At 73.1% G+C, this 23525-nt stretch carries 20 protein-coding genes; 6 read left to right on the top strand and 14 right to left on the bottom strand.

The window, feature by feature from the left end; translation table 11 throughout:
- Nucleotides 1-4 precede the first annotated feature (4 nt).
- The 10 genes from murC to mraZ form a co-directional block, all read right to left on the bottom strand.
- Nucleotides 5-1519: a UDP-N-acetylmuramate--L-alanine ligase gene (murC, locus tag FB476_RS06400; protein WP_141818041.1), complete on the bottom strand. Its 1515-nt coding sequence runs from the start codon at nt 1517-1519 to the stop codon at nt 5-7.
- Nucleotides 1516-2640, bottom strand: coding sequence for an undecaprenyldiphospho-muramoylpentapeptide beta-N-acetylglucosaminyltransferase (murG, locus tag FB476_RS06395; protein ID WP_141818040.1), 1125 nt, complete (start codon nt 2638-2640; stop codon nt 1516-1518). Before murG ends, murC begins: the two co-directional genes overlap by 4 nt.
- Nucleotides 2637-3932 carry a putative lipid II flippase FtsW gene (gene ftsW / locus FB476_RS06390; protein ID WP_238329577.1) on the bottom strand — a complete coding sequence of 432 codons (1296 nt, stop codon included), beginning with the start codon at nt 3930-3932 and terminating at the stop codon, nt 2637-2639. Before ftsW ends, murG begins: the two co-directional genes overlap by 4 nt.
- Nucleotides 3929-5446 carry a UDP-N-acetylmuramoyl-L-alanine--D-glutamate ligase gene (gene murD / locus FB476_RS06385; protein WP_141818039.1) on the bottom strand — a complete coding sequence of 506 codons (1518 nt, stop codon included), beginning with the start codon at nt 5444-5446 and terminating at the stop codon, nt 3929-3931. Before murD ends, ftsW begins: the two co-directional genes overlap by 4 nt.
- Nucleotides 5443-6558: a phospho-N-acetylmuramoyl-pentapeptide-transferase gene (gene mraY, locus FB476_RS06380; protein ID WP_141818038.1), complete on the bottom strand. Its 1116-nt coding sequence runs from the start codon at nt 6556-6558 to the stop codon at nt 5443-5445. The genes murD and mraY overlap by 4 nt, the downstream gene beginning before the upstream one ends.
- Entirely contained in the window at nt 6558-8018 is a 1461-nt protein-coding gene (locus tag FB476_RS06375) for a UDP-N-acetylmuramoyl-tripeptide--D-alanyl-D-alanine ligase (protein WP_141818037.1), read from the bottom strand. Before FB476_RS06375 ends, mraY begins: the two co-directional genes overlap by 1 nt.
- Nucleotides 8015-9868 (bottom strand): peptidoglycan D,D-transpeptidase FtsI family protein, encoded by a 1854-nt coding sequence (locus tag FB476_RS06370; RefSeq protein ID WP_170233547.1) that lies wholly within the window; start codon nt 9866-9868, stop codon nt 8015-8017. The genes FB476_RS06375 and FB476_RS06370 overlap by 4 nt, the downstream gene beginning before the upstream one ends.
- Before the next feature lie 108 nt (nt 9869-9976).
- Nucleotides 9977-10462: a cell division protein FtsL gene (ftsL, locus tag FB476_RS06365; protein ID WP_141818035.1), complete on the bottom strand. Its 486-nt coding sequence runs from the start codon at nt 10460-10462 to the stop codon at nt 9977-9979.
- Between the two features lie 9 nt (nt 10463-10471).
- Nucleotides 10472-11467, bottom strand: a complete 996-nt coding sequence (gene rsmH, locus FB476_RS06360) for a 16S rRNA (cytosine(1402)-N(4))-methyltransferase RsmH (RefSeq protein WP_141818034.1) — start codon at nt 11465-11467, stop codon at nt 10472-10474.
- Between the two features lie 236 nt (nt 11468-11703).
- Nucleotides 11704-12138, bottom strand: a complete 435-nt coding sequence (mraZ, locus tag FB476_RS06355) for a division/cell wall cluster transcriptional repressor MraZ (RefSeq protein WP_202877010.1) — start codon at nt 12136-12138, stop codon at nt 11704-11706.
- A 382-nt stretch (nt 12139-12520) separates the two neighbouring features.
- Between mraZ and FB476_RS06350 the strand changes: the two genes are divergently transcribed.
- From FB476_RS06350 to FB476_RS06330, 5 genes are all read left to right on the top strand, one after another.
- Nucleotides 12521-13498 (top strand): AAA family ATPase, encoded by a 978-nt coding sequence (locus FB476_RS06350; RefSeq protein ID WP_141818032.1) that lies wholly within the window; start codon nt 12521-12523, stop codon nt 13496-13498.
- Between the two features lie 54 nt (nt 13499-13552).
- The gene (locus FB476_RS06345) at nt 13553-14860 is read left to right on the top strand and encodes a DUF58 domain-containing protein (protein WP_141818031.1); all 1308 of its coding nucleotides are present in this window, start codon (nt 13553-13555) and stop codon (nt 14858-14860) included.
- Nucleotides 14857-17178 carry a transglutaminase TgpA family protein gene (locus FB476_RS06340; RefSeq protein WP_141818030.1) on the top strand — a complete coding sequence of 774 codons (2322 nt, stop codon included), beginning with the start codon at nt 14857-14859 and terminating at the stop codon, nt 17176-17178. The genes FB476_RS06345 and FB476_RS06340 overlap by 4 nt, the downstream gene beginning before the upstream one ends.
- Nucleotides 17179-17292: 114 nt before the next feature.
- Complete coding sequence (locus FB476_RS17215; protein WP_420359351.1) at nt 17293-17805, top strand: sensor histidine kinase; 513 nt, start codon at nt 17293-17295, stop codon at nt 17803-17805.
- 73 nt (nt 17806-17878) lie between these two features.
- Nucleotides 17879-18577, top strand: coding sequence for a response regulator (locus tag FB476_RS06330; protein WP_141818029.1), 699 nt, complete (start codon nt 17879-17881; stop codon nt 18575-18577).
- Here the strand turns inward: FB476_RS06330 and FB476_RS06325 are convergent.
- Nucleotides 18522-18824 carry a DUF6907 domain-containing protein gene (locus FB476_RS06325; protein ID WP_141818028.1) on the bottom strand — a complete coding sequence of 101 codons (303 nt, stop codon included), beginning with the start codon at nt 18822-18824 and terminating at the stop codon, nt 18522-18524. The genes FB476_RS06330 and FB476_RS06325 overlap by 56 nt on opposite strands.
- 179 nt (nt 18825-19003) lie before the next feature.
- The gene (locus FB476_RS06320; RefSeq protein WP_141818027.1) at nt 19004-20554 is read right to left on the bottom strand and encodes a PxKF domain-containing protein; all 1551 of its coding nucleotides are present in this window, start codon (nt 20552-20554) and stop codon (nt 19004-19006) included.
- Between the two features lie 283 nt (nt 20555-20837).
- Here FB476_RS06320 and arfB point away from each other — a divergent pair, with 283 nt between their 5' ends.
- The gene (gene arfB / locus FB476_RS06315) at nt 20838-21302 is read left to right on the top strand and encodes an alternative ribosome rescue aminoacyl-tRNA hydrolase ArfB (protein ID WP_238329576.1); all 465 of its coding nucleotides are present in this window, start codon (nt 20838-20840) and stop codon (nt 21300-21302) included.
- A gap of 6 nt (nt 21303-21308) precedes the next feature.
- Here arfB and FB476_RS06310 read toward each other — a convergent pair whose 3' ends face one another.
- Nucleotides 21309-21920, bottom strand: a complete 612-nt coding sequence (locus FB476_RS06310; RefSeq protein WP_141818026.1) for a GNAT family N-acetyltransferase — start codon at nt 21918-21920, stop codon at nt 21309-21311.
- Between the two features lie 11 nt (nt 21921-21931).
- Nucleotides 21932-23479, bottom strand: coding sequence for an RNA polymerase sigma factor (locus FB476_RS06305; protein ID WP_420359366.1), 1548 nt, complete (start codon nt 23477-23479; stop codon nt 21932-21934).
- Between the last annotated feature and the right edge of the window lie 46 nt (nt 23480-23525).

Here is a 23525-nt window from a genome sequence, read left to right as displayed (position 1 = left end):
AGCCTCACTCCTGCTCCTCCTCCAGCAGCTGCAGCAGCTGCGGCCCCACGGTGGTGATGTCGCCGGCGCCCACGGTCACGACGAGGTCGCCCGGCCGCACCACGGTATGCAGCACGTCGGCCGCCCGGTCTCGGTCCTCCAGCAGGTGCACCTCGGTGCCCGTCCCCGCCTCGCGCACGAGATCGGCGAGCAGCCCCGAGGTCACCTCGGGGAACTGCTCCTGGGTCTCCCGCGCGCCGTAGACCGGCAGCAGCAGGAGCACGTCGGCCTCGGCCAGCCCGGCCGCGAAGCCCGGCGCGAAGTCACGGGTGCGCGAGAACAGGTGCGGCTGGAAGGCGATGACGACACGCCGACCCGCGGCGGCCGAGCGCGCAGACTGCACGACCGCGGTCACCTTGGGCGCGTTGTGCGCGTAGTCGTCGACGACCTCGACCCCGCCGGCCGCGCCGACGAGCTCGAAGCGCCGGTGCGCCCCCGGGAAGGCGGCCAGGCCGTCCAGCACCGGCTCAAGCGGCAGGCCGAGGCCGGCGGTCGCCGCCAGGACCGCGGCAGTGGCGTTGGCGAGGTTGTGCAGGCCCGGCACCGGCAGCCCCAGCTCGACGGTGGTGCCGTCGGCCACCGGCCCGAGAGCCCGGTGCCAGACCAGGGTGGCGGCGGACGTCATACCCTCCGTGCGCGCGTCGCGGAGCTCGACGTCGGCGTCAGGCCCCGTGCCCCAGGTGACGACGCTCGTGCCCTCGGCGCGCGCACCCTCGGCGAGCCGCGCCGCGCCGGGGTCGTCGGCGTTGGTGACGAGCAGCCCGCCCGAGCGGATGGTGCGGACGAAGTCGGCGTAGCCGCGCTCCACGCCCGCGACGTCGCCCCAGAAGTCGAGGTGGTCGGGCTGGACGTTGGTGACGACCGCGACACGCGGGCGGTAGACGAGGAACGACCCGTCGCTCTCGTCGGCCTCGACGACCAGCGGCGCGCCCTCTCCCCCGGGCGCGGCGTTGGTGCCCGTGCCCGCGAGCGGCGCGCCGATGACGTAGCCGGGGTCGGCCCCGGCCGCCTGCAGCGCGACGGTGGTCATGGCGCTCGTGGTGGTCTTGCCGTTGGCGCCGGCGACCGCGACCGCGTCGCGGCCGTGCAGCAGCGCGGCGATGCCCTGGGAGCGGTGCAGCACCCGCAGCCCCGCGGCCCGCGCCGCGGCGAGCTCCGGGTTGTCCTCGGGTATGGCGCTGCTCACCACCACGGTGCCCGCGCCCTCGAGGTGGGCCGGGTCGTGCCCGACGAAGACACGTGCGCCCTCGGCCTCGAGAGCGCGCAGCGTCGCGCTGTCGGCGCGGTCGGAGCCGGAGACCGGGATGCCGCGGGCCAGGAACATGCGGGCGACGCCGGACATGCCTGAACCGCCGATCGCGACGAAGTGGACGTTGCCGAGCTCCGCCGCGGGCGGGACCGGGGCGGCGAGGTCGAAGCGGGGGTTGGGCGAGGAGATGCGGCGTGCGCCGGAGGTGTCCTGCCCGGGCAGGTCGCTCACTCCGGCGCCCCCGCGCGTCCGGCGGCCCGGAGGATGAGGTCGACGAGCTGGTCGTCTGCGTCGCGCTGGCCGTGCTCGGCGGCCGCCCGGGCCATCCCGGCGAGGCGGTCGGCGTCGCGGACCAGCGGCACGACGGTGCGGCGCACCCAGTCGGCGTTGACCTCCGCGTCGTCGACGAGCAGGCCTCCCCCGGCCTCGACCACGCCCGCGGCGTTGAGCCGCTGCTCGCCGTTGCCGATCGGCAGCGGCACGTAGATCGCGGGGACGCCGACGGCGGACAGCTCGCAGACGGTGCCGGCCCCGGCGCGGCAGACGGCCAGGTCGGCGACGGCGTAGGCGAGGTCCATGCGGTCGGTATAGCTCATCGCGACGTAGCGCGGTCCCCCGGCGTGGGCGGGCACCTCGACGTCCTTGCCCTCGCCGGTGAGGTGCAGCACCTGCACCCCGGCGTCGAGCAGGTCGCCGGCCGCGGCGGAGAAGGCCTGGTTGAGGCGCTGGGCGCCGAGCGAGCCGCCGAAGACCAGCAGCGTGGGCCGGTCGGGGTCGAGGCCGAACGCCGCCAGGCCCTCGGGGCGCGCGGCCTCGCGGTCGAGGTCGCGGATCTCGGCGCGCAGCGGCAGGCCGACGCGCCGGGCGCCGGGCAGCTCGGTGGACTCGAAGGTCGTCGCGACCGCGTCGGTCAGCCGGGCGCCGAGGCGGTTGGCCAGGCCGGCACGGGCGTTCTGCTCGTGGATGACGACCGGCACCCCCGCACGGCGGGCGGCGAGGTAGGCGGGCGTGGCGACATACCCGCCGAAGCCCACGACGACGTCGGCCCCGCAGGAGCGCACGGCCTGCAGCGCGGCGCCGACCGCCGTCTTGAGGGCGGCTGGGAAGCGCAGCGCGGCGGCGTCGGGGCGCCGCGGGAAGGGCACCTTGGGGATGTGGGTGAGCTGGTAGCCGCGCTCGGGCACCAGCCGCGCCTCGAGGCCCTCGGCGGTGCCGAGCACGCAGATGTGCACGTCGGGCACCCGGCGGCGCAGCGCGTCGGCGGTGGCGAGCAGCGGGTTGACGTGGCCGGCCGAGCCACCACCGGCGAGGACGACGCTGAGCGGACGGTCGCCGTCGCCCGCGGCGCTCACCGGCGCCCCTTGGCGGTGCGGCGGGTCGGGACCGCCGAGAAGGTGCGGCGCAGCCGCGAGGGCCTGGCCCCGAGGCGCTCCTGGGCGCCGGGCACGGCCCGGGCCAGCGCGAGCAGCAGGCCGATGCCGATCATCGCGGCGATGAGTGCCGAGCCACCGCTGGAGACCAGCGGCAGCGGCACGCCGATGATCGGCAGCATGCCGATGACGGAGCCGATGTTGAGGAGTGCCTGCGACAGGATCCAGATCATGACGCCGGCGGTCGCCAGGCGCACGAAGGGGTCGTCGGACTGGCTGACGATGCGGAAGCAGGCGTAGGCCAGGATCGCGAAGAGCAGGAGCACCGCGAGCGTGCCGGGCAGGCCGAGCTCCTCGCCGATGATCGCCAGGATGAAGTCGTTGTGCGGCTCGGGCAGCAGGCCCCACTTCTCGCGGGAGGCGCCCAGGCCCAGGCCCCACCAGCCGCCGTCGGCGAGGGCGTACTCGGCGTGGACCTTCTGGAAGCAGCCGCCGTTGGCGGCGTGCGGCGAGTCGCAGATGTCGCCGAGCCAGACCTGGATGCGCTGCATGCGGTTGGCGCTGCCTGCGGCGAGGAAGGCCACGCCGCCGGCGGCCACCGCGCCCACGCCGACGAACCACTTGGCTGGCAGGCCGGCGGTCCAGAGCATGCCGACGATGAGCGCGACCATGATCATCGCGGTGCCGAGGTCGTGGCCCGCCAGGACCAGCCCGACGAGCACCGCCCCGAAGGGCAGCACGAACGGGATGGTCGCCTGTCCGATCCGGTGGATCACCTTGCGGCGGTTGGCGAGCACGGCGGCGCCGTAGACGACGAGCGCGAGCTTGCCGAACTCCGAGGGCTGCAGGCTGTAGCCGGCGATGCTGATCCAGTTGCGGTTGCCCTGGAACTCGATGCCGAGCCCGGAGAAGACCGCGGCCTGCAGCGCCAGCGCGAGCAGGATCGCGGGCAGCGCGAGGGCCTTCCAGGCCCGCACCGGCAGCCGGGAGCCCACGATGGCCAGCACGACGCCGACGCCGGCGAAGGCCAGCTGCTCGAGGAAGACGGTGTAGGAGCTGCCGTTGTCGACGAAGGATCGGGGGCCGCTGGCGGAGAGCACCATGACCAGGCCCAGCGAGATGAGGATGCCCGCGGACGACAGCACCATGTAGTAGGGCGCGACGGGCGAGCGCAGCCACTCCCCGACGGTCGCCATGCTCCAGTCGCCGGCGGCCGGGCCGCGGCCGCGCGAGCGACCCAGGCCGGCGCCCTGCTGACGGGTGATCGACGTCATGCGCCCTCCCCGCCCAGATGGCGACGGACGGCGTCGGCGAAGGTTTCGCCGCGCGAGCCGTAGCTGGGGAACATGTCGAGGGAGGCGGCGGCCGGCGAGAGCAGCACCACGTGGCCCGGGCGGGCCATCGCGGCGGCAGCGGCCACCACGTCGTCCATCAGCCGGGCCAGCGCGTCCATGTCCCCATGGTCCGCGACCCCCGCGTCGTGGACGGGGACCTCGGGGGCGTGTCGGGCCAGCGATGCGGCGATCTGCTCGCGGTCGGCGCCGAGCAGCACGACGCCGCGCAGCCGCCCGGCCACCTCGGCGACGAGGTCGTCGACGTCAGCTCCCTTGAGCTGGCCGCCGGCGATCCAGACGATGTCGGGATAGGCCCGCAGCGCGGCCTGCGCGGCGTGCGGGTTGGTCGCTTTTGAGTCGTCGACCCAGGTCACGCCCTCGACCTCGGCGACGACCGCGGTGCGGTGGGCGTCGGTGCGAAACTCGCGGAAGCCGTCGCGGACGGCGGCGCTCGAGATGCCGGCGGCGCGGGCGAGGCCGGCCGCGGCCAGGGCGTCGGCCACGAGGTGCGGCGGCGGCGTGCTGGTGCCGTCGCCGCCGGAGGCGCGGGCCAGGTCGGCCAGCGTGCCGAGCTCGGCGGCCGAGGTCGCGCGCTCGGCGATGAAGGCGCGGTCGGCGAGCACGTCGTCGACGAGCCCGAGCATCGACAGGCCGGGGGTGCCGAGGGTGAAACCGACGGCGCGGCAGCCCTCGATCACGTCGGCCTCCTCGACCATCCGCTCGGTCTGCGGGTCGTCGACGTTGTAGAGGCAGGCGACCTGGGTGCGCTCGTAGATGCGCGCCTTGTCGGCGGCGTAGGCCTCGAGCGAGCCGTGCCAGTCGATGTGGTCGGGCGCGAGGTTGAGCACGACGGAGGCCAGCGGCGACATCGTGTGCGTGAAGTGCAGCTGGAAGCTCGACAGCTCGACGGCGATGACGTCGTAGGGGTCGGGGTGCTGGACCGCGTCGAGCACCGGGGTCCCGACGTTGCCGGTCGCGATCGCCCGCAGGCCCGCGGTGCGCAGGATCGTCTCGAGCAGCTGCACGGTCGTCGTCTTGCCGTTGGTGCCGGTCACGACGAGCCACGGCGCGGCGCCCACGCGCGGGCGCAGCCGCCAGGCGAGCTCGACCTCGGACCACACGGGTATGCCGCGCTCCAGGGCCGCGGCCAGCACCGGGTGGTGCGGGGGCCAGCCGGGCGAGGTGACGACCACGTCGACGTCGAGGTCCTCGGGCCAGCCGGCGACGTGCTCGGGCCCGCGGCGCACGTCGGCCCCGAGGATGCCGAGGATCCCGGCCTGGGTGTCCTGCTTCTCGGTGCCGTTGCCCTGGTCGACGACCGTGACGGTCGCCTCGTGCTGCAGCAGCGCGTCGGCGGCGGCGAAGCCGGTGACGCCGAGGCCGGTGACGAGCGCACGCAGCGTCGACCAGTCGGCGTCGCGGTGGGTCAGGGCGGAGAGGTCGGCGCCGCTCACAGGTTGGCCACCCACTCGCCGTAGAACAGGCCCAGGCCGACCGCGACCGACAGGCCCGCGATGATCCAGAACCGGATGACGATCGTCACCTCGGCCCAGCCGAGCAGCTCGAAGTGGTGCTGCAGCGGAGCCATCCGGAACACCCGTCTGCCGGTCATCTTGAAGGACGCCACCTGGATGATCACCGACAGCGTGATGATGACGAAGAGGCCGCCGAGGATGGCGAGCAGCAGCTCGGTGTGGGTGGTGATCGCCAGGCCGGCGAGCCCGCCGCCGAGGGCGAGGGAGCCGGTGTCGCCCATGAAGATCTTGGCGGGCGAGGCGTTCCACCACAGGAAGCCGAAGCAGGCGCCGGCCACCGAGCAGGCCACCACCGCCAGGTCGAGCGCGTCGCGCACGTCGTAGCAGTTGGGGCCGGGGGCGAGCTGGCAGTTCTGGTTGTACTGCCAGATGCCGATGACGGAGTAGGCGCCGAAGACCATGACGCTGGCGCCGGTCGCGAGACCGTCGAGGCCGTCGGTGAGGTTGACGCCGTTGGAGGCGCCGGCGATGAGGATGTTGGCCCAGACGATGAAGAGGATCGTGCCGATGACCGGGCCGAACCACGCCAGGTCGACCGCGGTGTCGCGCACGAAGGAGATCGCCGTCGAGGCGGGGCTGCGGGTGTTGTCGCCGGGGGTCTGCAGCGCGGCGACCGCGAAGATCACCGCGACGATCGTCTGGCCGGTGAGCTTCTCGACCGAGGTCAGGCCCAGGCTGCGCTGCTTGGAGATCTTGGTGTAGTCGTCGAGGAAGCCGACGAAGCCCAGCCCGGTGATGAGGAAGAGCACGAGCACCGCGCTCATCGAGAACCGGCTGTGCGTGACCTCCACGAGCCCGGAGAGGTCGAGCAGGATGAGCAGCAGGTGGCTGAGGACGTAGCCGGCCAGCGTCGCGAGGATGATCACCGCGCCGCCCATGGTGGGCGTGCCGCGCTTGGTGTGGTGCGAGGTGGGGCCGTCGTCGCGGATGAACTGGCCGTAGCCGCGCCGCACGAGGAACTTGATGAACAGCGGGGTGCCGAAGAGCGCCACGATCATCGCCACGGCCCCGGCGAGCAGGACGTTGACCATCAGCTCTCCCTCCCCGCCAGCGCGTCGCCGAGGAGACGCAGGCCGGAGTCACGGCTCGACTTCAGCAGGACCACGTCGCCGGGTCGCAGCAGCTCCTCGAGGAGCCGGTGCGCCTCCCCCCGGTCGGCGGCGCGGGTGGTGCCGGCTCCGCCGGCCTCGGTGTATGCGGTGGCCGCCGGCTCGGCGAGCTCGCCGACCGCGACCAGGTGGTCGACACCCAGCTCGGCCGCGAGCCGGCCGACGCCCGCGTGCTCGGCGTCGCTGTCGGTGCCCAGCTCGAGCATGCCGCCGAGCACCGCGATCGTCCGGCCCTCCGGGCGGCGCATCGCGGACAGCGCCCGCAGCGCGGCGCGCATCGAGTCGGGGTTGGCGTTGTAGGCGTCGTTGACGACGGTGACCCCGTCGTCGCGCCGGGTGACCTCCATGCGCCAGCGGGACCTCGGCGTCGCCTCGCCGAGCGCCTGCGCGACGTCCGGCCACGGCATACCCCACTCGTGGGCGGTGGCGGCGACCGCGAGGGCGTTGCCGACGTGGTGCTCGCCCACCAGCTGGAGGGAGACGGGCAGACCCCCGGCCGGACCGTCGGGGGCGTGCAGCGTGAAGGAGGCGCGGCCGTCGGCGTCGACGGAGACATCGGTGGCGCGCACCTCGGCGTCCTCGCCGCGGCCGACGAGCAGGGTGCGGGCCTGCGTGCGGGAGGCCATGGCGGCGACGTTGGGGTCGTCGGCGTTGAGGACGGCCAGGCCGTCTGGCGGCAGCGCCTGCACGAGCTCGGACTTGGCCTCGGCGATCGCCTCGCGGGAGCCGAACTCGCCCAGGTGCGCGGTGCCGACGTTGAGGACGACGGCGACCTGCGGCGGGGCGATGCGGGTGAGGTGGGCGATGTGGCCCGCGCCGGAGGCGCCCATCTCGGCCACGAGGTAGGCGGTCTCCTCGGTGAGCCGGCAGACGGTCAGCGGCACGCCGACCTCGGAGTTGTAGGAGGCCTCGGGGGCCAGCGTGGGGCCGAGACCGGCGAGCACCTGGGCCATGACGTCCTTGGTCGACGTCTTGCCCGAGGAGCCGGTGATGCCGACGACGCGCAGGCCGCCGGCGGCGGCGCAGCGGTCGTGGACCTCGCGCGCGACCGCGGCGAAGGCGCGGGTCACCGCGTCGTAGGGCGGCAGGTCGACCCGGCTGGAGGGGTCGAAGTCCGGCGCCTCGTCGACCACGACGCACGGCAGCTCGTCGACCTCGCGGTTGGTCAGCGCCGCGACGGCACCGGCCCCGGCGGCCGCCGCCAGGTAGTCGTGGCCGTCGGCGTGCTCGCCCCGGCGGGCGACGTAGAGGCTCCCGGGCTCGACGGCCCGGGAGTCGGTGACGACGCTCGCCGACACGGTGGTCGCCTGGGCCTCGGCGGTGGCGGGACGGACCCGCCCACCGGTGACCCGAGCGATGTCGCGGAGGGTCAGGGGGATCACTCACGGGTCCCTTCGTCACGGATGGCAATGTCCCCCAGTGTGACACCGGACGGCTCCCCCGGCGCGGGCGCCGAGGGGTCGAACTCGATGTCGAGCTGCAGCGGCGGGTCGTCCGCCGGGGGCACGCCCTCCTTCTGCAGCGCGTAGCGCATGATCGAGGAGAAGACCGGCCCGGAGACGATGCCGCCGAAGCGGTGGATGCGGGTCGGACGCTGGATGGCGACACCGACGACGTACTTGGGGTCCTCGGCGGGCGCGAAGCCGATGAAGCTCGACGTCACCCCGCTGTAGCCGCCCTTGGTCTCGTCGTAGCGGTCGGCGGTGCTCGTCTTGCCGGCCACGTGGTAGCCGTCGACGGCGGCCAGCGGCGCGGTGCCGCTGGAGCTCGGGATCTGCTGCATGATCTCGGTCAGCGTCGCGGCGGTCTCCGGGGAGACGACCCGCGTGCCCTCGGGCAGCGGCAGCTCGACGTAGCGGCCGTCCTCGTCGACGGTGCCCTGGACGAAGGACGGCGTCAGCCGCACCCCGCCGTTGGCGATCGTCTGGAAGACGCTGACCTGCTGCAGGAACGAGCCGGAATAGCCCTGGCCGAACATCAGCGTGTAGGGCGTGGTCGCGCTCCACCCGGGCGTGTCCGGCTTGGGCACCAGGCCGGCCGACTCGCCCGGCAGGCCGTGGCCGACGGGGCTGCCCAGGCCGAACTTGCGGATCCAGTCGTAGAGGGTGTCCCAGCCCAGCTGCTCGCCGACCAGGATCGTGCCCATGTTGGAGGACTTCGCGATGACGCCGGCGAAGGTGAGGTATTCGACGGGGTGCGGCTCGGCGTCGTGGAAGGCCTTGCCGCCGCGGGGCAGGGACACGGGCACCTCGACGGGGGTGTCGCGCTCGACGAGACCCTCCTCGAGCGCCGCCGCGGCCGTGATGAGCTTGGCGGTCGAGCCGGGCTCGTAGACGTCCTCGATCGCGTGGTTGCGCATGTCCTCGGACGTCTGCGTGCTGTCCTTGGGGTCGAAGCTCGGGTAGTTGGCGAGCGCCACGATGCGGCCGGTCTCGACCTCCTGCACCACGGCATACCCGCGGAGGGCGCCGGCGTCCTTGACCCGCTTGCGGATCGCGTCGTAGGCGTACCACTGCAGGTCGGCGTCGAGGGAGAGGCGGACGTCCTGGCCGGGGACGGCGGGCTCCTCGCGGTAGAGGCCGGTGCTGATCCGCTCGCCGCTGGAGCCGACCTCGAAGACCGCCTCGCCCGGCTCTCCGGTCAGCGCGTCGTGGTGGACCAGCTCGATGCCGCCTGCGGGCATCTCGCCCGCGCCCATCCAGCCCACGAGCGGGGCCGCGGCCTCGCCGAGGGGGTAGTCGCGCTTCATGACCTGCTCGGCGCTGACGCCCCGCACGTTGCGCGCCCTGAGCTCCTGCCACTCCTGGGGCGAGACGTCGGGGTCGAGCACGGTGTAGCGCTCCCCCGGAGGGTCGGTCAGGGCGGCGAGAACCGAGGCCTGGTCGGCGCCGGTGACCTCGGAGACGACCTGGGCGGCCGCGGCGAAGCCCTCGGCGACGACCTCGCCGTCCTCGTCCTTGAGCACGTAGTCCTCGACGAGGGTGGGGTCGGCGACGATGCGCCGGCGCTCGACGCTGACGGCGAGCTCCTGGCCGTTGACGTCGGTGACGGTGCCCCGCTGGGCGGGGATGGCCCGGACCTCGAGGCGGCCGTTGACGGCCGCGGCGGAGACGCTGGCCGCGTCGAGCCCCTGGAGCCGCACCAGCTGGGCGGCGAAGAGGCTGAGGACGACGAGGACCCCCAGCAGCAGGGTGCGCGTCCGGCGCCGGGGGTGGACCACACCGGTGGCCACGGGTCCCCGCCGGGTCCTGCGCGCTGCTGCCACGGAAGTCGTCACCCCTGTTCGCTGAAGTCCGTCGGAAGGCCCGGTCCGCGTGGCCGGGGATGAGGGTCGGTGGCCTTAGTGGTCGGCCGGCGCCACGCCCGTCGAGGGCAGGTCCACGGTAATCGCGCGGCCGCCGTCGACCTTGGAGGCCACGCCGGTGATCGACCCGTCGGACAGGCGCAGGGTGGCCGTCGAGGTGGACGGCACCATCTTGAGCTTGCGGGCGTTCTCGGCCAGCGTCTCGGCGGACTCGAGGTTGGCCAGCTCGGCCTGGAGGGTGACCTTCTGGTCGTGCAGCGCGGTGGCCTCGCTGGTGAGGCGGGACAGGATGTAGGAGCCCTCCGCGCGAGCGGTGTTGAGCACCAGCACCGAGCCGAAGGCCGCGAGCACCAGCACCAGGCAGAGCAGCCGGAAGCCGGCGTGCGCGACCGCGGGCGAGGCGTCGACGACCCGGGTGCGTCCACCTCGGGCCGAGGCACCGACGGGCCGCACGGCCGGGCGGGCCAGGGTGCGGGCGGGGGCGGGACGTCCCAGTCGGGGGGCGACGGTCATCTGGCTCATGCGGGCACCTCAGGCTTGGTCGGGAGTGGGCCGCGTGCGCTCGGCGGCGCGGAGGCGGACGGAGGCGGAACGGGGGTTGGCGGCGATCTCGGCCTCGGAGGCCTGCTCGGCGCCGCGGACGAGGAGCGTGAGCCAGGGCTGCTGCTCCGGGGGCACGATGGGCAGGTCGGGCGGGGCCGAGCTGGTGGCCCCGGCGGCGAGCCCGCGCTTGGTGATGCGGTCCTCGAGGGAGTGGTAGGAGAGGACGACGATCCGGCCGCCGACCGAGAGCGCCGACAGAGCGTGGACCAGCGCGTCGGACCAGACGCTCAGCTCGGCGTTGACCTCGATGCGCAGCGCCTGGAAGGTGCGCTTGGCCGGGTGGCCGCCGGAGCGCTGCGAGGCCGCCGGGACCACGTCGTGCAGCAGCTCCACGAGCCGCCCGGACGTGGTGAACGGCTCGCGCTCCCGCTCCCGGACGATCCGCCTGGCGATGGGCCGGGCGAAGCGCTCCTCGCCGAACTCGCGCAGGATCCGCTCGAGGGCGCGGGCGTCGTAGGTGTTGAGCACGTCGGCGGCGGTGAGGCCGGTCGACTGGTCCATCCGCATGTCGAGCGGGGCGTCGGTACGGTAGGCGAAGCCACGGTCGACCTCGTCGAGCTGCAGCGAGGAGACGCCGAGGTCGAAGAGGATCGCGTCGGCCCGGCGCAGCGGGGGGTCGAGCTCGGCGAGGACGGCCGGCACGTCGTCGCTGACCGCGTGCACCGGGGTGAAGCGGTCGCCGAAGCGCGCCAGGCGCCCGGAGGCCAGCTCCAGCGCCTGGGGGTCGCGGTCGATGCCGATCGCGCGGGCCTGCGGGCAGGCCTCGAGGACCGCCTCGGTGTGGCCGCCCATGCCGAGGGTGCCGTCGACGAAGACCGCGCCCTCGCGCTGGAGCGCGGGGGCGAGGAGCTCGACGCAGCGCTCGAGCATCACGGGCACGTGCCGCTCGCTGGCGGGGCGGTCCGGCATCTGGTCGTCCGTCATGGTTCGTCTGCCCGGGTGTCGTCGTGGGTCGGGGCCGGCTGCCGGTCCCTGCCCCTGGTCCCCCACCGTCCGTTCCGGCCCGGCACCGGGGAAGTGGCGCCGGGAGGGAGTCCGGGTCCGGTCCGGGGGAAGTCGGACCGGCGTCCGGGGCGGTGCGCGTCCGGCACGGGGGAAGTCGTGTCGGCGTGCGCACGGACGGGAGGAGACCAGGGACAGGGCCACGGCGGGACCGCGGCTCACATGAGTCCGGGCACCACCTCCTCCGACTGCGTGGAGTAGTCCTCCTCGGCGGCCGCCAGGTAGTCGGTCCAGCGAGCGGTGTCCCAGACCTCGAGACGGTTGCCGGCGCCGATGACGGTGCACTCGGTCGAGAGGCCGGCGTAGTCGCGCAGCATCTGCGGGATGGTCACGCGACCCTGCCGGTCGGGCACCTCGTCGTAGGCGCCGGAGAGGAAGAGGCGCTGGTAGTCGCGCACCTTGCGGTTGGTGGTGGGCGTGCTCTGCCACTGCATCGCCTGCCGCTCGAACTCCTCCTGCGCGTAGACGTAGAGGCAGTTCTCCTGGCCACGGGTGATGACGAGCCCACGCTCCAGGTGGGGGCGGTACTTGGCCGGCAGGACCATGCGGCCCTTGTCGTCGAGCTTGGGCGTGTGGGTGCCGAGGAAGAGCACTCTCACCACCACCCCTCAGCACGACCCGCGACGACCTACCTGCTCCAGTGCGCCCCACTTTACTCCACTTTGACCCCCCGGCAACCCCTGGAACGCCCTTTCTACCAGGAATTGTCGACGTCTTCGCAGGTCATGGGCCGTGGGGCGAGGTGGAGGGAAATGTGAGGCACATGGCCGATTTCCGCTTCTCCCCCGGTGGCGGCGCGCGCCCCTGAGGTGGTGCGCGACGGCATACCCGCAGGTCAGTGCCCGTCCCAGGTATGACGTGGGGCACGGTGGAGGGAACGGTGGGGCGAAGTGGGGGGCCGCGGTGGGAGGACGTGGAGGATCCGTCCGGCTCGGCAGTCGTCGTGCGCGCCCTCCGTTTGGCAAGATCGACGTCATGTCTGCGACCACGCCCGCGCCCGAAGCCGTCGACCTCGACGCCATCCAGTCCGTCGCCAGCGGCATCCACCGGGCGATCAGCACGGTCATCGAGGGCAAGGACGAGGTGGTCTCCACCGCGGTCACCGTCCTGCTGGCCGAGGGACACCTGCTCATGGAGGACGTCCCCGGCGTGGGCAAGACCATGCTCGCCAAGGCGCTGGCGCGGGCCATCGACTGCGACGTGAGCCGCGTGCAGTTCACCCCCGACCTGCTGCCCAGCGACATCACGGGCGTGAGCGTCTTCAACCAGGACACCCGGGCCTTCGAGTTCCGCCGCGGGGCGATCTTCGCCAACGTCGTCGTCGGCGACGAGATCAACCGCGCCTCCCCCAAGACCCAGTCGGCGCTGCTGGAGTCGATGGAGGAGCGCCAGGTCACCGTCGACGGCACGACCTACCCGCTCCCCCGGCCCTTCCTCGTCATGGCGACGCAGAACCCCATCGAGATGGAGGGCACCTACCCGCTGCCCGAGGCGCAGCGCGACCGCTTCATGGCGCGGCTGTCGATGGGCTACCCCTCGGCCGCCTCGGAGAAGGCGATGCTGCTCTCGCACGGCGGCGACAACCCCCTCGACGCGCTCACCCCCGTGACGACGGCCGCCGAGGTGCAGCGTCAGATCGAGGCGATCCGCGGGCTGCACACCGCCGACGCGCTGCGCCAGTACGTCGTCGACCTCATGCACGCCTCCCGCAACCACCGACAGCTGCGTCTCGGGGCCTCCCCGCGCGCCGGCCTGCACCTGCTGCGCGCCGCCCGCGCCCACGCCGCGCTCTCCGGGCGCGACCACGTGCTGCCCGAGGACGTCCAGACCATGGCGGTGCCGGTGCTCGCGCACCGCGTGCTGCCCACCGGCGAGGCCTCGCTGGCCCGCCACAGCACCAGCGACCTGGTCCGCGACCTCCTGGGGCGGACCTCCGTCCCCGCGGGTCGCTGAGCAACGGGCAGGGGTGATCGTGCGAGCGACGACCGCGACGACGCGGGGTGGGGCGTGAAGTCACCCTGGGCGCTGCTGACCTCACGCGGCAAGCTCTTCGTGGTGCTGGGCGCGGTGGTCCTCGCTGCCGGCATCCTGCTCGGCTACGAGGACGTCATGCGCATCGGCCTGGTGCTGCTGGCCCTGCCGGTGCTCGCGCTGCTGCTCATGCCGCGCCGCGTGCCGAAGATCCGCGTCGACCGCGAGGTCGAGCCGACCCGGCTCCAGCCCGACGAGCGCGGCCAGGTCGTCGCCCGCTTCACCAACGTCGGCAAACGCCCCACGCCCCTCTACCTGGCCGAGGAGCACCTCGACTTCCAGCTCGGCGACCGGCCGCGCTTCGTGCTCCCCCGCCTCTCCCCCGGCGAGGACCGTCGGCTCCGGTATGCCGTGCGCTCCCGCCACCGCGGCGCCTACCCGCTCGGGCCGGTGCTGCTGCGCCAGCGCGACCCCTTCGGCCTGACCTTCCTCACGCTGCAGCTCTCCTCGACCACCGAGGTGCTCGTGCTGCCGCGCCTGCACAGCCTGGGCGAGGGCCGCGTGCGCGGCACCTCTCGCGGCAGCGAGGGCGAGATGCCTCAGATGGTCGCCCTCCACGGCGAGGACGACGTCAGCATCCGCAGCTGGCGCGAGGGCGACGAGCTGCGCCGCGTCCACTGGCCGGCGACCGCACACCGGGGTGAGCTCATGGTGCGCCAGGAGGACCGCCCGGCCCGGCGCCGCGCGCTGCTCATCCTCGACTCCCGCGCCACGGCGCACCCGGGCTCGGGGGTCCGCGCGTCCTACGAGTGGGCGGTCTCGGCCATCGCCTCCGTCGCCCGGCACCTGGTCGCCGACGGCTTCGTCGTCCACCTGCTCACCGACACCACGCTGCGCGACGGCACCACCGACCACCCGGTCGAGCTCGACGCGGCCCTCGACGCGCTGGCCCGGGTGCAGCCCGAGGACGACGCCCGCCTCGACCGCCTCGCCGCCGCGGCGGCCCCCTTCACGACCGGCGGCGTGCTCGTCGTCGCAGCCGTCGTCGCCTCTGACGAGCAGTCGCTGCGGACCTTCGCCGCGATCCGCCAGCCCGGCTCGCGAGCGATGGCCTTCGTGCTCGATCCCGACAAGTTCGCCACGCGTGGTGAGGCGCGCCGGGGCTCCGACCGGTCCGGCGACGGCTCCGAGCGGTCCGGGGCGAGGGCCGGCGAGCGCCCCGCCGCCGCGACGTCGCTGCTGGCCGACTCCGGCTGGCAGACGGTCGTCGTCGGGCCGCACACCGACGTCGGCCGGGCCTGGGTGGCCATGAGCGGCGCGACGCCAGCGGGGGTGCGGTCATGAAGCTCGACGCCAGCCGCGAGGCCTTCGCCCGCGGCATGTGGGCCGAGGGCCTGGTCGCGGCCCTCGCGACGCTCGCCGTCGCCTGGCCGCTGACCGACCTGCTCCGGGAGAACTCCTGGATCACGCCCGCGGTGCTCCTCGTCGCGCTCGTCGCGCTGTCCGGGGCGATCCTGCGCACCCTCGACGTCCCGCCGAGCATCGTCTCGATCGTCCAGCTCGTGCTGGGGCTGGTTGGGCTCACGCAGGTCTACCTGCGCGACACGCTGTGGAGCGGGTTCGTGCCCACGGGAGGCACGCTGGCGCTGGCCGGCGAACTGCTCCGCGAGGCCGGCACCGTGCTCCAGACCTATGCGGCCCCGGCGCCGACGACCGACGGCGTCGCCTTCCTCGTCGTCTCCCTCATGACCCTGACGGCGGTCTCCGTCGACTCGATGGGCGTCACCGGCCGGGCCCCGGCGAGCGCCGGCATCCCGCTGGCCGCCGGCTTCCTGGTCTCGGTCTCCAACTCGGGCCAGGCGATGGAGCCGTGGTACTTCGCGGCGGTCGCGGTGCTGTGGCTGGTCATGCTCGCCCAGCAGGGGCACCGCGTGCTGGCGGGCTGGCCGTCGGCCAACCGGCGCGAGGCCCGCGGCAGCGACGACGTCAACGCGAGCGTGCCCACCTACCGTGGCCTGTCGCAGGTGCTCGGCGCGCTCGCCCTCGTCCTGGCGGTCGTCGGCGCGGCCCTCATCCCCCACCTGCCGCCGACCTTCCTCGGCGACGGCCTGGCGCGCAGCCCCGAGGCCCGGTCGGCCGGCGGCGACAGCGCGCAGGTGGCCTTCACCGAGACCATGGACCCCTCCCGCGACCTGCGCAACCAGTCGCGAGCCCCGGTCCTGACCTACCGCACCAGCGCGACCCGCCTCGAGCCGCTGCGCGTCACCGCGACCGAGCGCTGGGAGGACGGCCGCTGGGTGGCGCCCGACCGGCCGACCTCCAACCTGCTCCCCGTCGACGCCCCCTTCCCCCGCCCGGCCGGGCTGGACGAGGCGGTCGAGACCCAGCAGCAGCAGATCACGGTCAGCGGCAACGCCCTCGACCTGCCGCACCTGGCCGCGCCCTCCCCGCTGGTCTCGCTCCAGCTGCCCCAGGGCTCGGCCTACCGCTACGACCCGACCGACGCGACCGTGCTGCTGCAGGCGCCCGCCCAGCAGTACACCGCGACCTACCTGACCGTCGCGGGCGGCGGCGACCTGCCCGCCGGCGTCGGCGAGACCCCCGCCGACCCCTCGCAGTTCGACGACGAGCTGCTCGAGGTCGACCCGGTCTCCGAGGACGCTGTCGCGGCGCTGGCCGACGAGGTGGTCGGCGGCACGACCAACGCGCTGCAGGCGGCGATCCTCATCCAGAACCACCTGCGCAGCGCGCCCTACCAGTACTCCCTCACCCTCGCCCCCGCCGCCGAGGCGGACTCCGACGACCCGATCGGCGGCTTCCTCGAGACGCGGCAGGGCTACTGCGTGCAGTTCGCCACCGCGATGGTGATGATGGCCCGCTCCGAGGGCATCCCGGCGCGGATGGCCGTGGGCTTCCTGCCCGGCGAGATCCAGGTCGACGGCTCACGCCGCGTGGTGGCCTCCGACGCGCACACCTGGCCCGAGCTGTGGATCAGCGGTATGGGGTGGACGCGTTTCGAGCCCACGCCCGGCATCCGCAGCGAGGCTCCCCCGGCCTACGCCCGGACGCCCGCGAACACCGGTGACGTCGCGCCGACGACGGCCACGGTCACGCAGCCGGTGGAGCCGACGACGGCCGCAGAGCCGCAGGCGCCGCAGGAGGAGGACCGCGGGATCGACCTGTGGCCGGTCGTCAGCCGCACGCTCCTGCTCGTCCTGGTCCTGGCCGCGCTCATGACGCTGGTTCCGCTGGCGGGCCGCCGCTACCGCGAGGAGCTGCTGCGCACGGCGCGGACCCCCGCGGAGAAGGTCGAGGGCCAGTGGCTCCTGCTCGTGCGCAGCCTGGGCGACCTCGGCGTCGACCGGCCCCCGTCGCGCAGCCCGCGGGAGATGCGTCGCTTCTACAAGGAGAAGACCGTCATGCGCTCCGAGGGCGAGGAGGCCCTGGGACGGATCACGTCCACGCTGGAGCGTTCCCGGTATGCCGCGCCCGACCACCTGGACGACTCGGCCGCCACGGACATGGGCCATGATGTCCGGACGGTGGTCGAGCAGGTGCGCGAGACCACTCCGTGGAACATCCGTGCCAACGCGGCGCTGCTGCCGCAGAGCGGGCTCGCCGGGGTCAGGGCCTGGGTGAGGGGAGTCTTCCGTCGTCGCTGAGAGTCCCGCCGGCCCCCGGGCCGCCTCCGCCGGTATGACGGAGGGCTGGCTCGGGGCGCTGCGCCGTAGCCGCCTGACCCTCGTGGCCTGGATCGTCGGAGCGCTGCTGACGTTGTGGATCCTCTGGGGCCCGTTCCTCGACGTCGCCTAGCACGGTCGCTACCTGCGGCTGCGGCTCGCCGACGACCTGCTCATCGGCCAGAGCCTGGTCCTCCTCGCGGCGGCCAACGTGCTCAGCGGCATCACGCAGACGCCCTCCGACGCCCCCGCGGCGCAGTTGTGGTTCGTCGCGACGCTGCGCTTCGCCGCCGCGTTGCTGATCCTCGTGGCGGCCGTGGTGCCGGCCAGCCGCCAGCTCGGCACGCCGTGCTGCGCATCGTCCGGGAGGCCGTCACCAACGCCGCGCGGCACGGGAGGGCGGGCCGCGTGGAGGTCCGGATGACCCGCGAGGGAGGCGCCACCGTCGTGAGTGTGACGGACGACGGATGCGGATTCGACCCCGCCTCTGTCCAACGGGGGGTGGGATACGGCATCATGAGCATGGCCGAACGCGCGCGTTCGCTGCCCGGCACGTTGTCCATCGACAGCGAGCCGGGTCGGGGAAGCGAGATACGTGTGCGTTGGTGACCTCGTCCGGGAGTCGTGAATCCGGGCGGGGCCTCTCGTGCATCACAGTGAGGGAAGGGCAGGTGCGCACCAGATGAGCGGCGACGTCGTCGTCGGTCCGGAGTCCCCGATTCGGATCGTTCTGGCGGATGACCACCCGCGCGTGCGCGCGCAGGTGCGGGAGGCGTTGGAGATGGCCGGCATGGTCGTCTGCGCCGAAGCAGGAAATGGTGGGGACGCCGTGGCCCTCACCCTCGAGCACGAGCCCGACGTGGCTCTCCTCGACGTCCACATGCCCGGCAGCGGCATCTACGCCGCCGACGAGATCACGCGGCGGCTGCCCCACATCTCGGTGGTGATGCTGTCGCAGTCCACCGAGGACGAGGATCTCTTCGACTCGCTCCGTGCAGGTGCCTCGGGCTACCTCCTCAAGGGGGGCGACCCGGCCGAGCTGGCCGGCGCGCTGCGCGACGTGCTGCGGCACGGGTCGGTGATGACCCCGCAGCTCGTGGGCCGTCTCATGCAGGAGTTCCGCGCGCCGCGGCGTCGGCCGTTCGCGCGCTCCTCGTCGGTCGCGGCCAAGCTGAGCACCCGTGAGTGGGAGGTCATGCAGCTGCTCTCCGACGGCCTCACCACCGACGAGGTCGCCAAGCGGCTCTTCCTCTCGCCGACCACGGTGCGGGTGCACGTGTCGTCGGTGCTGCGCAAGCTGCGCGTGAAGGACCGCGAGGCGGCCTTCAGCCTGCTGCGTGATGACCTGTCGGCTCGCACGCCCGCGTTGCCAGTTCGCTGAGCGCCCGGCCCAGGTGGCGGACCTGGCCGGGCGAGAACTCGTCCTCGCCCACCATCACCCACGGGCCGTCGCGCTGACCCGTCACCGGGTCGACCGACATCGTCAGCAGTGCCGCCACGCGGCTGGTCACGTCGAGCGGCGCGCTGACGTGCAGCCAGTCGTCCTCGCCCCGTGCCGGGTCGTGCTCGACGACGCACCACTGCGGACAACAGCTGCCGCTGGCGTGCTCCTGATCGTTCTGGGGCACCCCGAACCCCTTTCCCTGTCGTAGCACCCGGGTCGCCCCGGTGTGCCGGTCGTTCACGAGACCGGCGGTGGCCGGTCGCAACCGGCTGGCCCGGGACCGGGCCGCTCGCATCCTAGCGGGCGGCCCGGCCCCGGTGCAGCACCGGCACTCGGTGGGCTGCACCGAGTGTCAGCAGCGGGTCAGCGCAGCTTGAACTGCGCCTTGATCTTCGAGCCGTCCTGCGTGGTCATCGTGACCTCGTAGCAGCCGGTCGTCTTGGGCGTCTTCCAGTTCTGGATGAACTGGCCGTCCTCGGTGTCATAGCGCAGGACGGTGCCACCGGTGGAGGCGATCTCCTCCACCTCGTCGACCGGCAGCGAGGTGTCGCAGCTGATCGTGCGGGTGGTGAAGGACTTGACCGCGGCGACGTCGGTGATCTCACGGTCGCCGGCGAAGACGCGGAACTTCAGCGGCACGGTGCTGCCACCCTTGACGGTGTTGAGCACACCCATGTCGACCGGCTTGAAGAAGCCGGTGAGCGTCCAGGCCTTGATCTCGTAGGTCAGCTCCTCCGTGGTGGTGTTGCCGGCGTTGTCCGTCGCGGTCGCGGTGAACTTGTGGGGGCCAACAGAGGTGCCCGGCTCGTCCGTGACGACACAGCCGTCGGCGTTGACGCCGGAGGTCGCGTCCGTGGCGGTGCAGGTCGGGACCGGAATCGGGTCGCCGTAGTAGATGTCACCCGTCGGGCCGCCCACGAACTCGACCTCCGGAGCGGTCGCGTCGCGCTTGATCGTGACCTCGACCGGACCGAACGAGCCGCCCGCGCTGGTGGCGGAGCAGGAGTAGGTGGTCTCCTGCTGGTCCTCGGTGATGAGCTGGTCGACGCAACCCGTCGTGACGAGCGAGCTGGGCGACTCGGGCTCGCTCACGGTCCAGGTGAGGGAGACGTCGGAGCGGTACCAGCCGTTTTCACCGTCCGGGACCGCCGGAGTCAGGTCGTAGGAGATGGCCGGGGCCGTCGGGTCCACGATCGAGTAGGTGGCGCTGGCGGTCGCAGTCAGACCACCCGCGTCGGTGTAGGAGCAGGTCGCGGTCTGCTCACCGATGCCGTCCACGGCGTACGGCCCCGAGATCGCACTGAGCTCGGCCGCGAAGGAGCCGGTGCCGTCCTCGGCGTCCTCCCACTCGCACATCGCGACCGGGACCTCGCCCGTGTTGTAGGACGCGCCGTCCACGACACCCGTGACGCGGATGGTGGGGGCGGTGTTCGGGGCGGTCACGATGACCGTGAAGGTGGCGGTCTCGCTGACGAACTTGCCCTGGCCCTTGGGGGCGGGCCAGTTAACGTTGGACCACCCGGCGTCCGCCAGCGTGAACACCGCGGTTCCGGCCTGGTGCGCTGTGACCGTCAGGAGGGAGGTGTCCGCGCACTTGTCGAACCGGACGTAGCTGGGGTTCACCGTCGCCACCGCCGGGTCGCTCGAGACCACGTTGTAGGAGACGTAGTCAGGCGTCTGCCCACCCTGCAGGTTGCACCCGGGCTCCGGGTCACCATCCACCTCGTCGCGCTCCACCAAGGACAGCACGGTCTGCCCGGTCTCGTCGACATTCAGCCTGATGGTCTTGTCGGCAGCCACGATGTTGTTGACGATGTCGTCGGCGAGGGCGGTGGTGCCCCCGAGCGTCGACACTCCCAGCACGGTCGCGGCGGTCACGGCCAGCGCGCGGCGTGCCCAGGAAATCTTCTTCATGCATTCCTCCTGGTCTGATCGATGAGGAGGGCAGGCCACAATGACCACCCCACTTCTCACCTCAGCCAAAGATAGGTGCGAGAACGCTTCGTGAGGCCATCGAGAGGCGTTCATCTTGGTAAACGCCGCTGGTCAACGGACTGACGTAGGGGAAACCAACGCCGGTCGGAATTTCTGTGGGCCTTTTTGCGAGAGCGGGACGACGCGGTGGGAAATGGGCGCCCCAGAGGGAAAGCCGTTCCGGGCACATTGACGACGCGTGCCCGGCTGCCAGACTGGCCTCGTGCCCGACCCGTCAGCCGATCTCGACCTCGTGGTGCCGCCCGGTCCCGGGCTGCGCTCGGGGCTGGTCGTGCCGGCGGCCGAGCTCGAGGAGCGCTTCAGCCGGTCGTCCGGCCCGGGAGGTCAGGGCGTCAACACCACCGACAGCCGGGTCGAGCTGTGGTGGGACCCGTCGACCTCGACGATGCTGAGCGACCGGCAGCGCGAGCGGGTGCTCGCCACGTTGGGGCCGCAGCTCGTCGGAGGTCGCGTCCGGGTGGTGGCGTCGGAGCACCGGTCGCAACGGCGCAACCGCCGGGCTGCCAGGGACCGGCTGGCCGCGCTGCTGCGCGAGGCCCTGGCCCCTCCTCGCCCGGCCCGGCGGGCCACGAAGCCGACCAAGGGCTCGCAGCGCCGTCGCCTCGACGCCAAGAAGCGCCGGTCGGAGATCAAGAGCGGACGCGCGCGCCCGACGGGCGACGGCTGAACGGGCTCAGACCGGCCGCGCCATCTCCAGGTCGCGGCCACCAGGCTGGTGCGGGTGCGGCAGGGATCGCCCGGTGAGCGTGTAGCCGTGGCGCTCGTAGACGCGCCGGGCGACCACGTTGCGCTCGTTGACCTGGAGCAGCATGCGCCGGGCGCCCAGCCCGTCGCGGGCCACTTCCAGCGCGGTGTCGAGCAGGAGGTCGACGACGCCGCGGCCGCGGGCGGCGGGCACGACGTAGACCGCCAGCACGAGGGCGTCGGCGCTGCCGGGCTGCAGGCCGAGCTCCGGCGGGGTGAGCGACGTGAGCAGCGTCAGGGTGCCGAGCGGCGAGCCGTCGGCGTCACGCGCCTGCAGGGTGCGGCCGTCGCTCGAGCGGCGCCACTCCTCCTCGGTGCGGCCCTGCACGTCCTCCAGACGACTCCAGAAGGCCCCCGGTGCGTCGCGGAGCATCCCGATGCGCAGCTCGGCATAGCTCTCCCAGTCGTCGGGGGTGAGCCGCACGACGTGGACGCCGTCCTCGCGGGCCGCGACCTCGCGACCGGTGGGGATGCGCCGACGGCGCCCGTCCTCCCCGGCAGGGGGGACGGGCGCCGTCGGGTCGGACTCCGCAGACGCCATGGCGGCGCTGCTCAGTCGAGGTAGTCGCGGAGGACCTGGGAGCGCGACGGGTGCCGCAGCTTGCTCATGGTCTTGGACTCGATCTGGCGGATCCGCTCGCGGGTCACGCCGTAGACCTTGCCGATCTCGTCGAGGGTCTTGGGCTGGCCGTCGGAGAGGCCGAAGCGCATCGAGACCACGCCCGCCTCCCGCTCGGACAACGTGTCGAGCACCGAGTGCAGCTGCTCCTGGAGCAGCGTGAACGACACGGCGTCGGCCGGCACGACCGCCTCGGAGTCCTCGATGAGGTCACCGAACTCGCTGTCGCCGTCCTCCCCGAGCGGGGTGTGCAGCGAGATGGGCTCACGGCCGTACTTCTGGACCTCGACGACCTTCTCGGGCGTCATGTCCAGCTCCTTGGCCAGCTCCTCCGGGGTGGGCTCGCGGCCCAGGTCCTGGAGCATCTGGCGCTGGACGCGGGCCAGCTTGTTGATGACCTCGACCATGTGCACCGGGATGCGGATGGTGCGGGCCTGGTCGGCCATCGCGCGGGTGATCGCCTGGCGGATCCACCACGTGGCGTAGGTCGAGAACTTGTAGCCCTTGGTGTAGTCGAACTTCTCGACCGCGCGGATCAGACCGAGGTTGCCCTCCTGGATGAGGTCCAGGAAGAGCATGCCGCGGCCGGTGTAGCGCTTGGCCAGCGAGACGACCAGTCGCAGGTTGGCCTCGAGCAGGTGGTTCTTGGCGTTCTTGCCGTCCTGGGCGATCCACCACAGCTCGCGCTTGAGCTTGGCGTCGAGCTTCTCGCCGGAGTTGAGCTTCTCCTCGGCGAAGAGGCCGGCCTCGATGCGCTTGGCGAGCTCGACCTCCTGCTCGGCGTTCAGCAGCGCGACCTTGCCGATCTGCTTGAGATAGTCCTTGACCGGGTCGGCGGTGGCGCCGGCGGTCACGACCTGCTGGGCCGGGGCGTCGTCCTCGTCGGCCGTCGAGAGCACGAAGCTGTCGTCGTCCTTCGTGACCGCCGCGGTCTTGGTGCCCACGGTGCCGTCCTCGGACGCGGCCTCGTCGACGACCTCGGCGATCTCGTCGTCCTTGAGGAGCTCCCCGGGGTCGACGTCGCCGTCGCCGTCCGCCACCGGCTCGCCGGCGGCCTTCTTGGCGGCGGTCTTCTTGGCCGTGGTCTTGGTGGCCGCGCGCTTGCGCGTCGTCGCCGTGCCACCGCCCGCGGCCGACGCGGCGGCGCGGGTCGTGGTGGCCTTCTTGGCCGCGGTCTTCTTGGCCGGGGCCGCAGCGGCGTCGCCCTCGGCCGCAGCAGCCTTCTTCGTGGCGGTCTTGGTCGCGGCGGCCTTGGTCGCCGTGGTCTTGGCCGCGGTGGTCTTGGCGGCGGCCGCCTTGGCCGGAGCCTTGGTGGCGGCCTTCTTCGTGGCGGTCTTGCGGGCGCGGGTCTTGGGAGCCGCCTGCGAGGTGCCGTCGTCGCGGATCTCGATGGCGTGGTCGCTGAAGATGCGCAGCACCTTCTTCTGGGCCGCGGGGGTGGCCACCTCCGCCGCCTGGAGCGCGTCCCGGACCTGCGCCATCGCCACGTGGCCGTCCCGGGTGCCCTGCGCGAGCAAGCCGGCGAGA

This window comes from Ornithinimicrobium humiphilum, from assembly GCF_006716885.1.
Classification (GTDB): Bacteria; Actinomycetota; Actinomycetes; order Actinomycetales; family Dermatophilaceae; genus Ornithinicoccus; species Ornithinicoccus humiphilus.
The sequence above is the reverse complement of the archived record's forward strand: the minus strand, read 5'-3'. Positions and strand labels throughout refer to the sequence as shown.

Coding starts and splice junctions, on each gene's coding strand:
- ftsL (WP_141818035.1), bottom strand. CDS start 10,462: ATGAGCCAGATGACCGTCGCCCCCCGACTGGGACGTCCCGCCCCCGCC.
- rsmH (WP_141818034.1), bottom strand. CDS start 11,467: ATGACGGACGACCAGATGCCGGACCGCCCCGCCAGCGAGCGGCACGTG.
- FB476_RS06320 (WP_141818027.1), bottom strand. CDS start 20,554: ATGAAGAAGATTTCCTGGGCACGCCGCGCGCTGGCCGTGACCGCCGCG.
- FB476_RS06340 (WP_141818030.1), top strand. CDS start 14,857: ATGAAGCTCGACGCCAGCCGCGAGGCCTTCGCCCGCGGCATGTGGGCC.
- FB476_RS06330 (WP_141818029.1), top strand. CDS start 17,879: ATGAGCGGCGACGTCGTCGTCGGTCCGGAGTCCCCGATTCGGATCGTT.
- mraY (WP_141818038.1), bottom strand. CDS start 6,558: ATGGTCAACGTCCTGCTCGCCGGGGCCGTGGCGATGATCGTGGCGCTC.
- ftsW (WP_238329577.1), bottom strand. CDS start 3,932: ATGACGTCGATCACCCGTCAGCAGGGCGCCGGCCTGGGTCGCTCGCGC.
- FB476_RS06350 (WP_141818032.1), top strand. CDS start 12,521: ATGTCTGCGACCACGCCCGCGCCCGAAGCCGTCGACCTCGACGCCATC.
- FB476_RS06305 (WP_420359366.1), bottom strand. CDS start 23,479: ATGGCGCAGGTCCGGGACGCGCTCCAGGCGGCGGAGGTGGCCACCCCC.
- FB476_RS06310 (WP_141818026.1), bottom strand. CDS start 21,920: ATGGCGTCTGCGGAGTCCGACCCGACGGCGCCCGTCCCCCCTGCCGGG.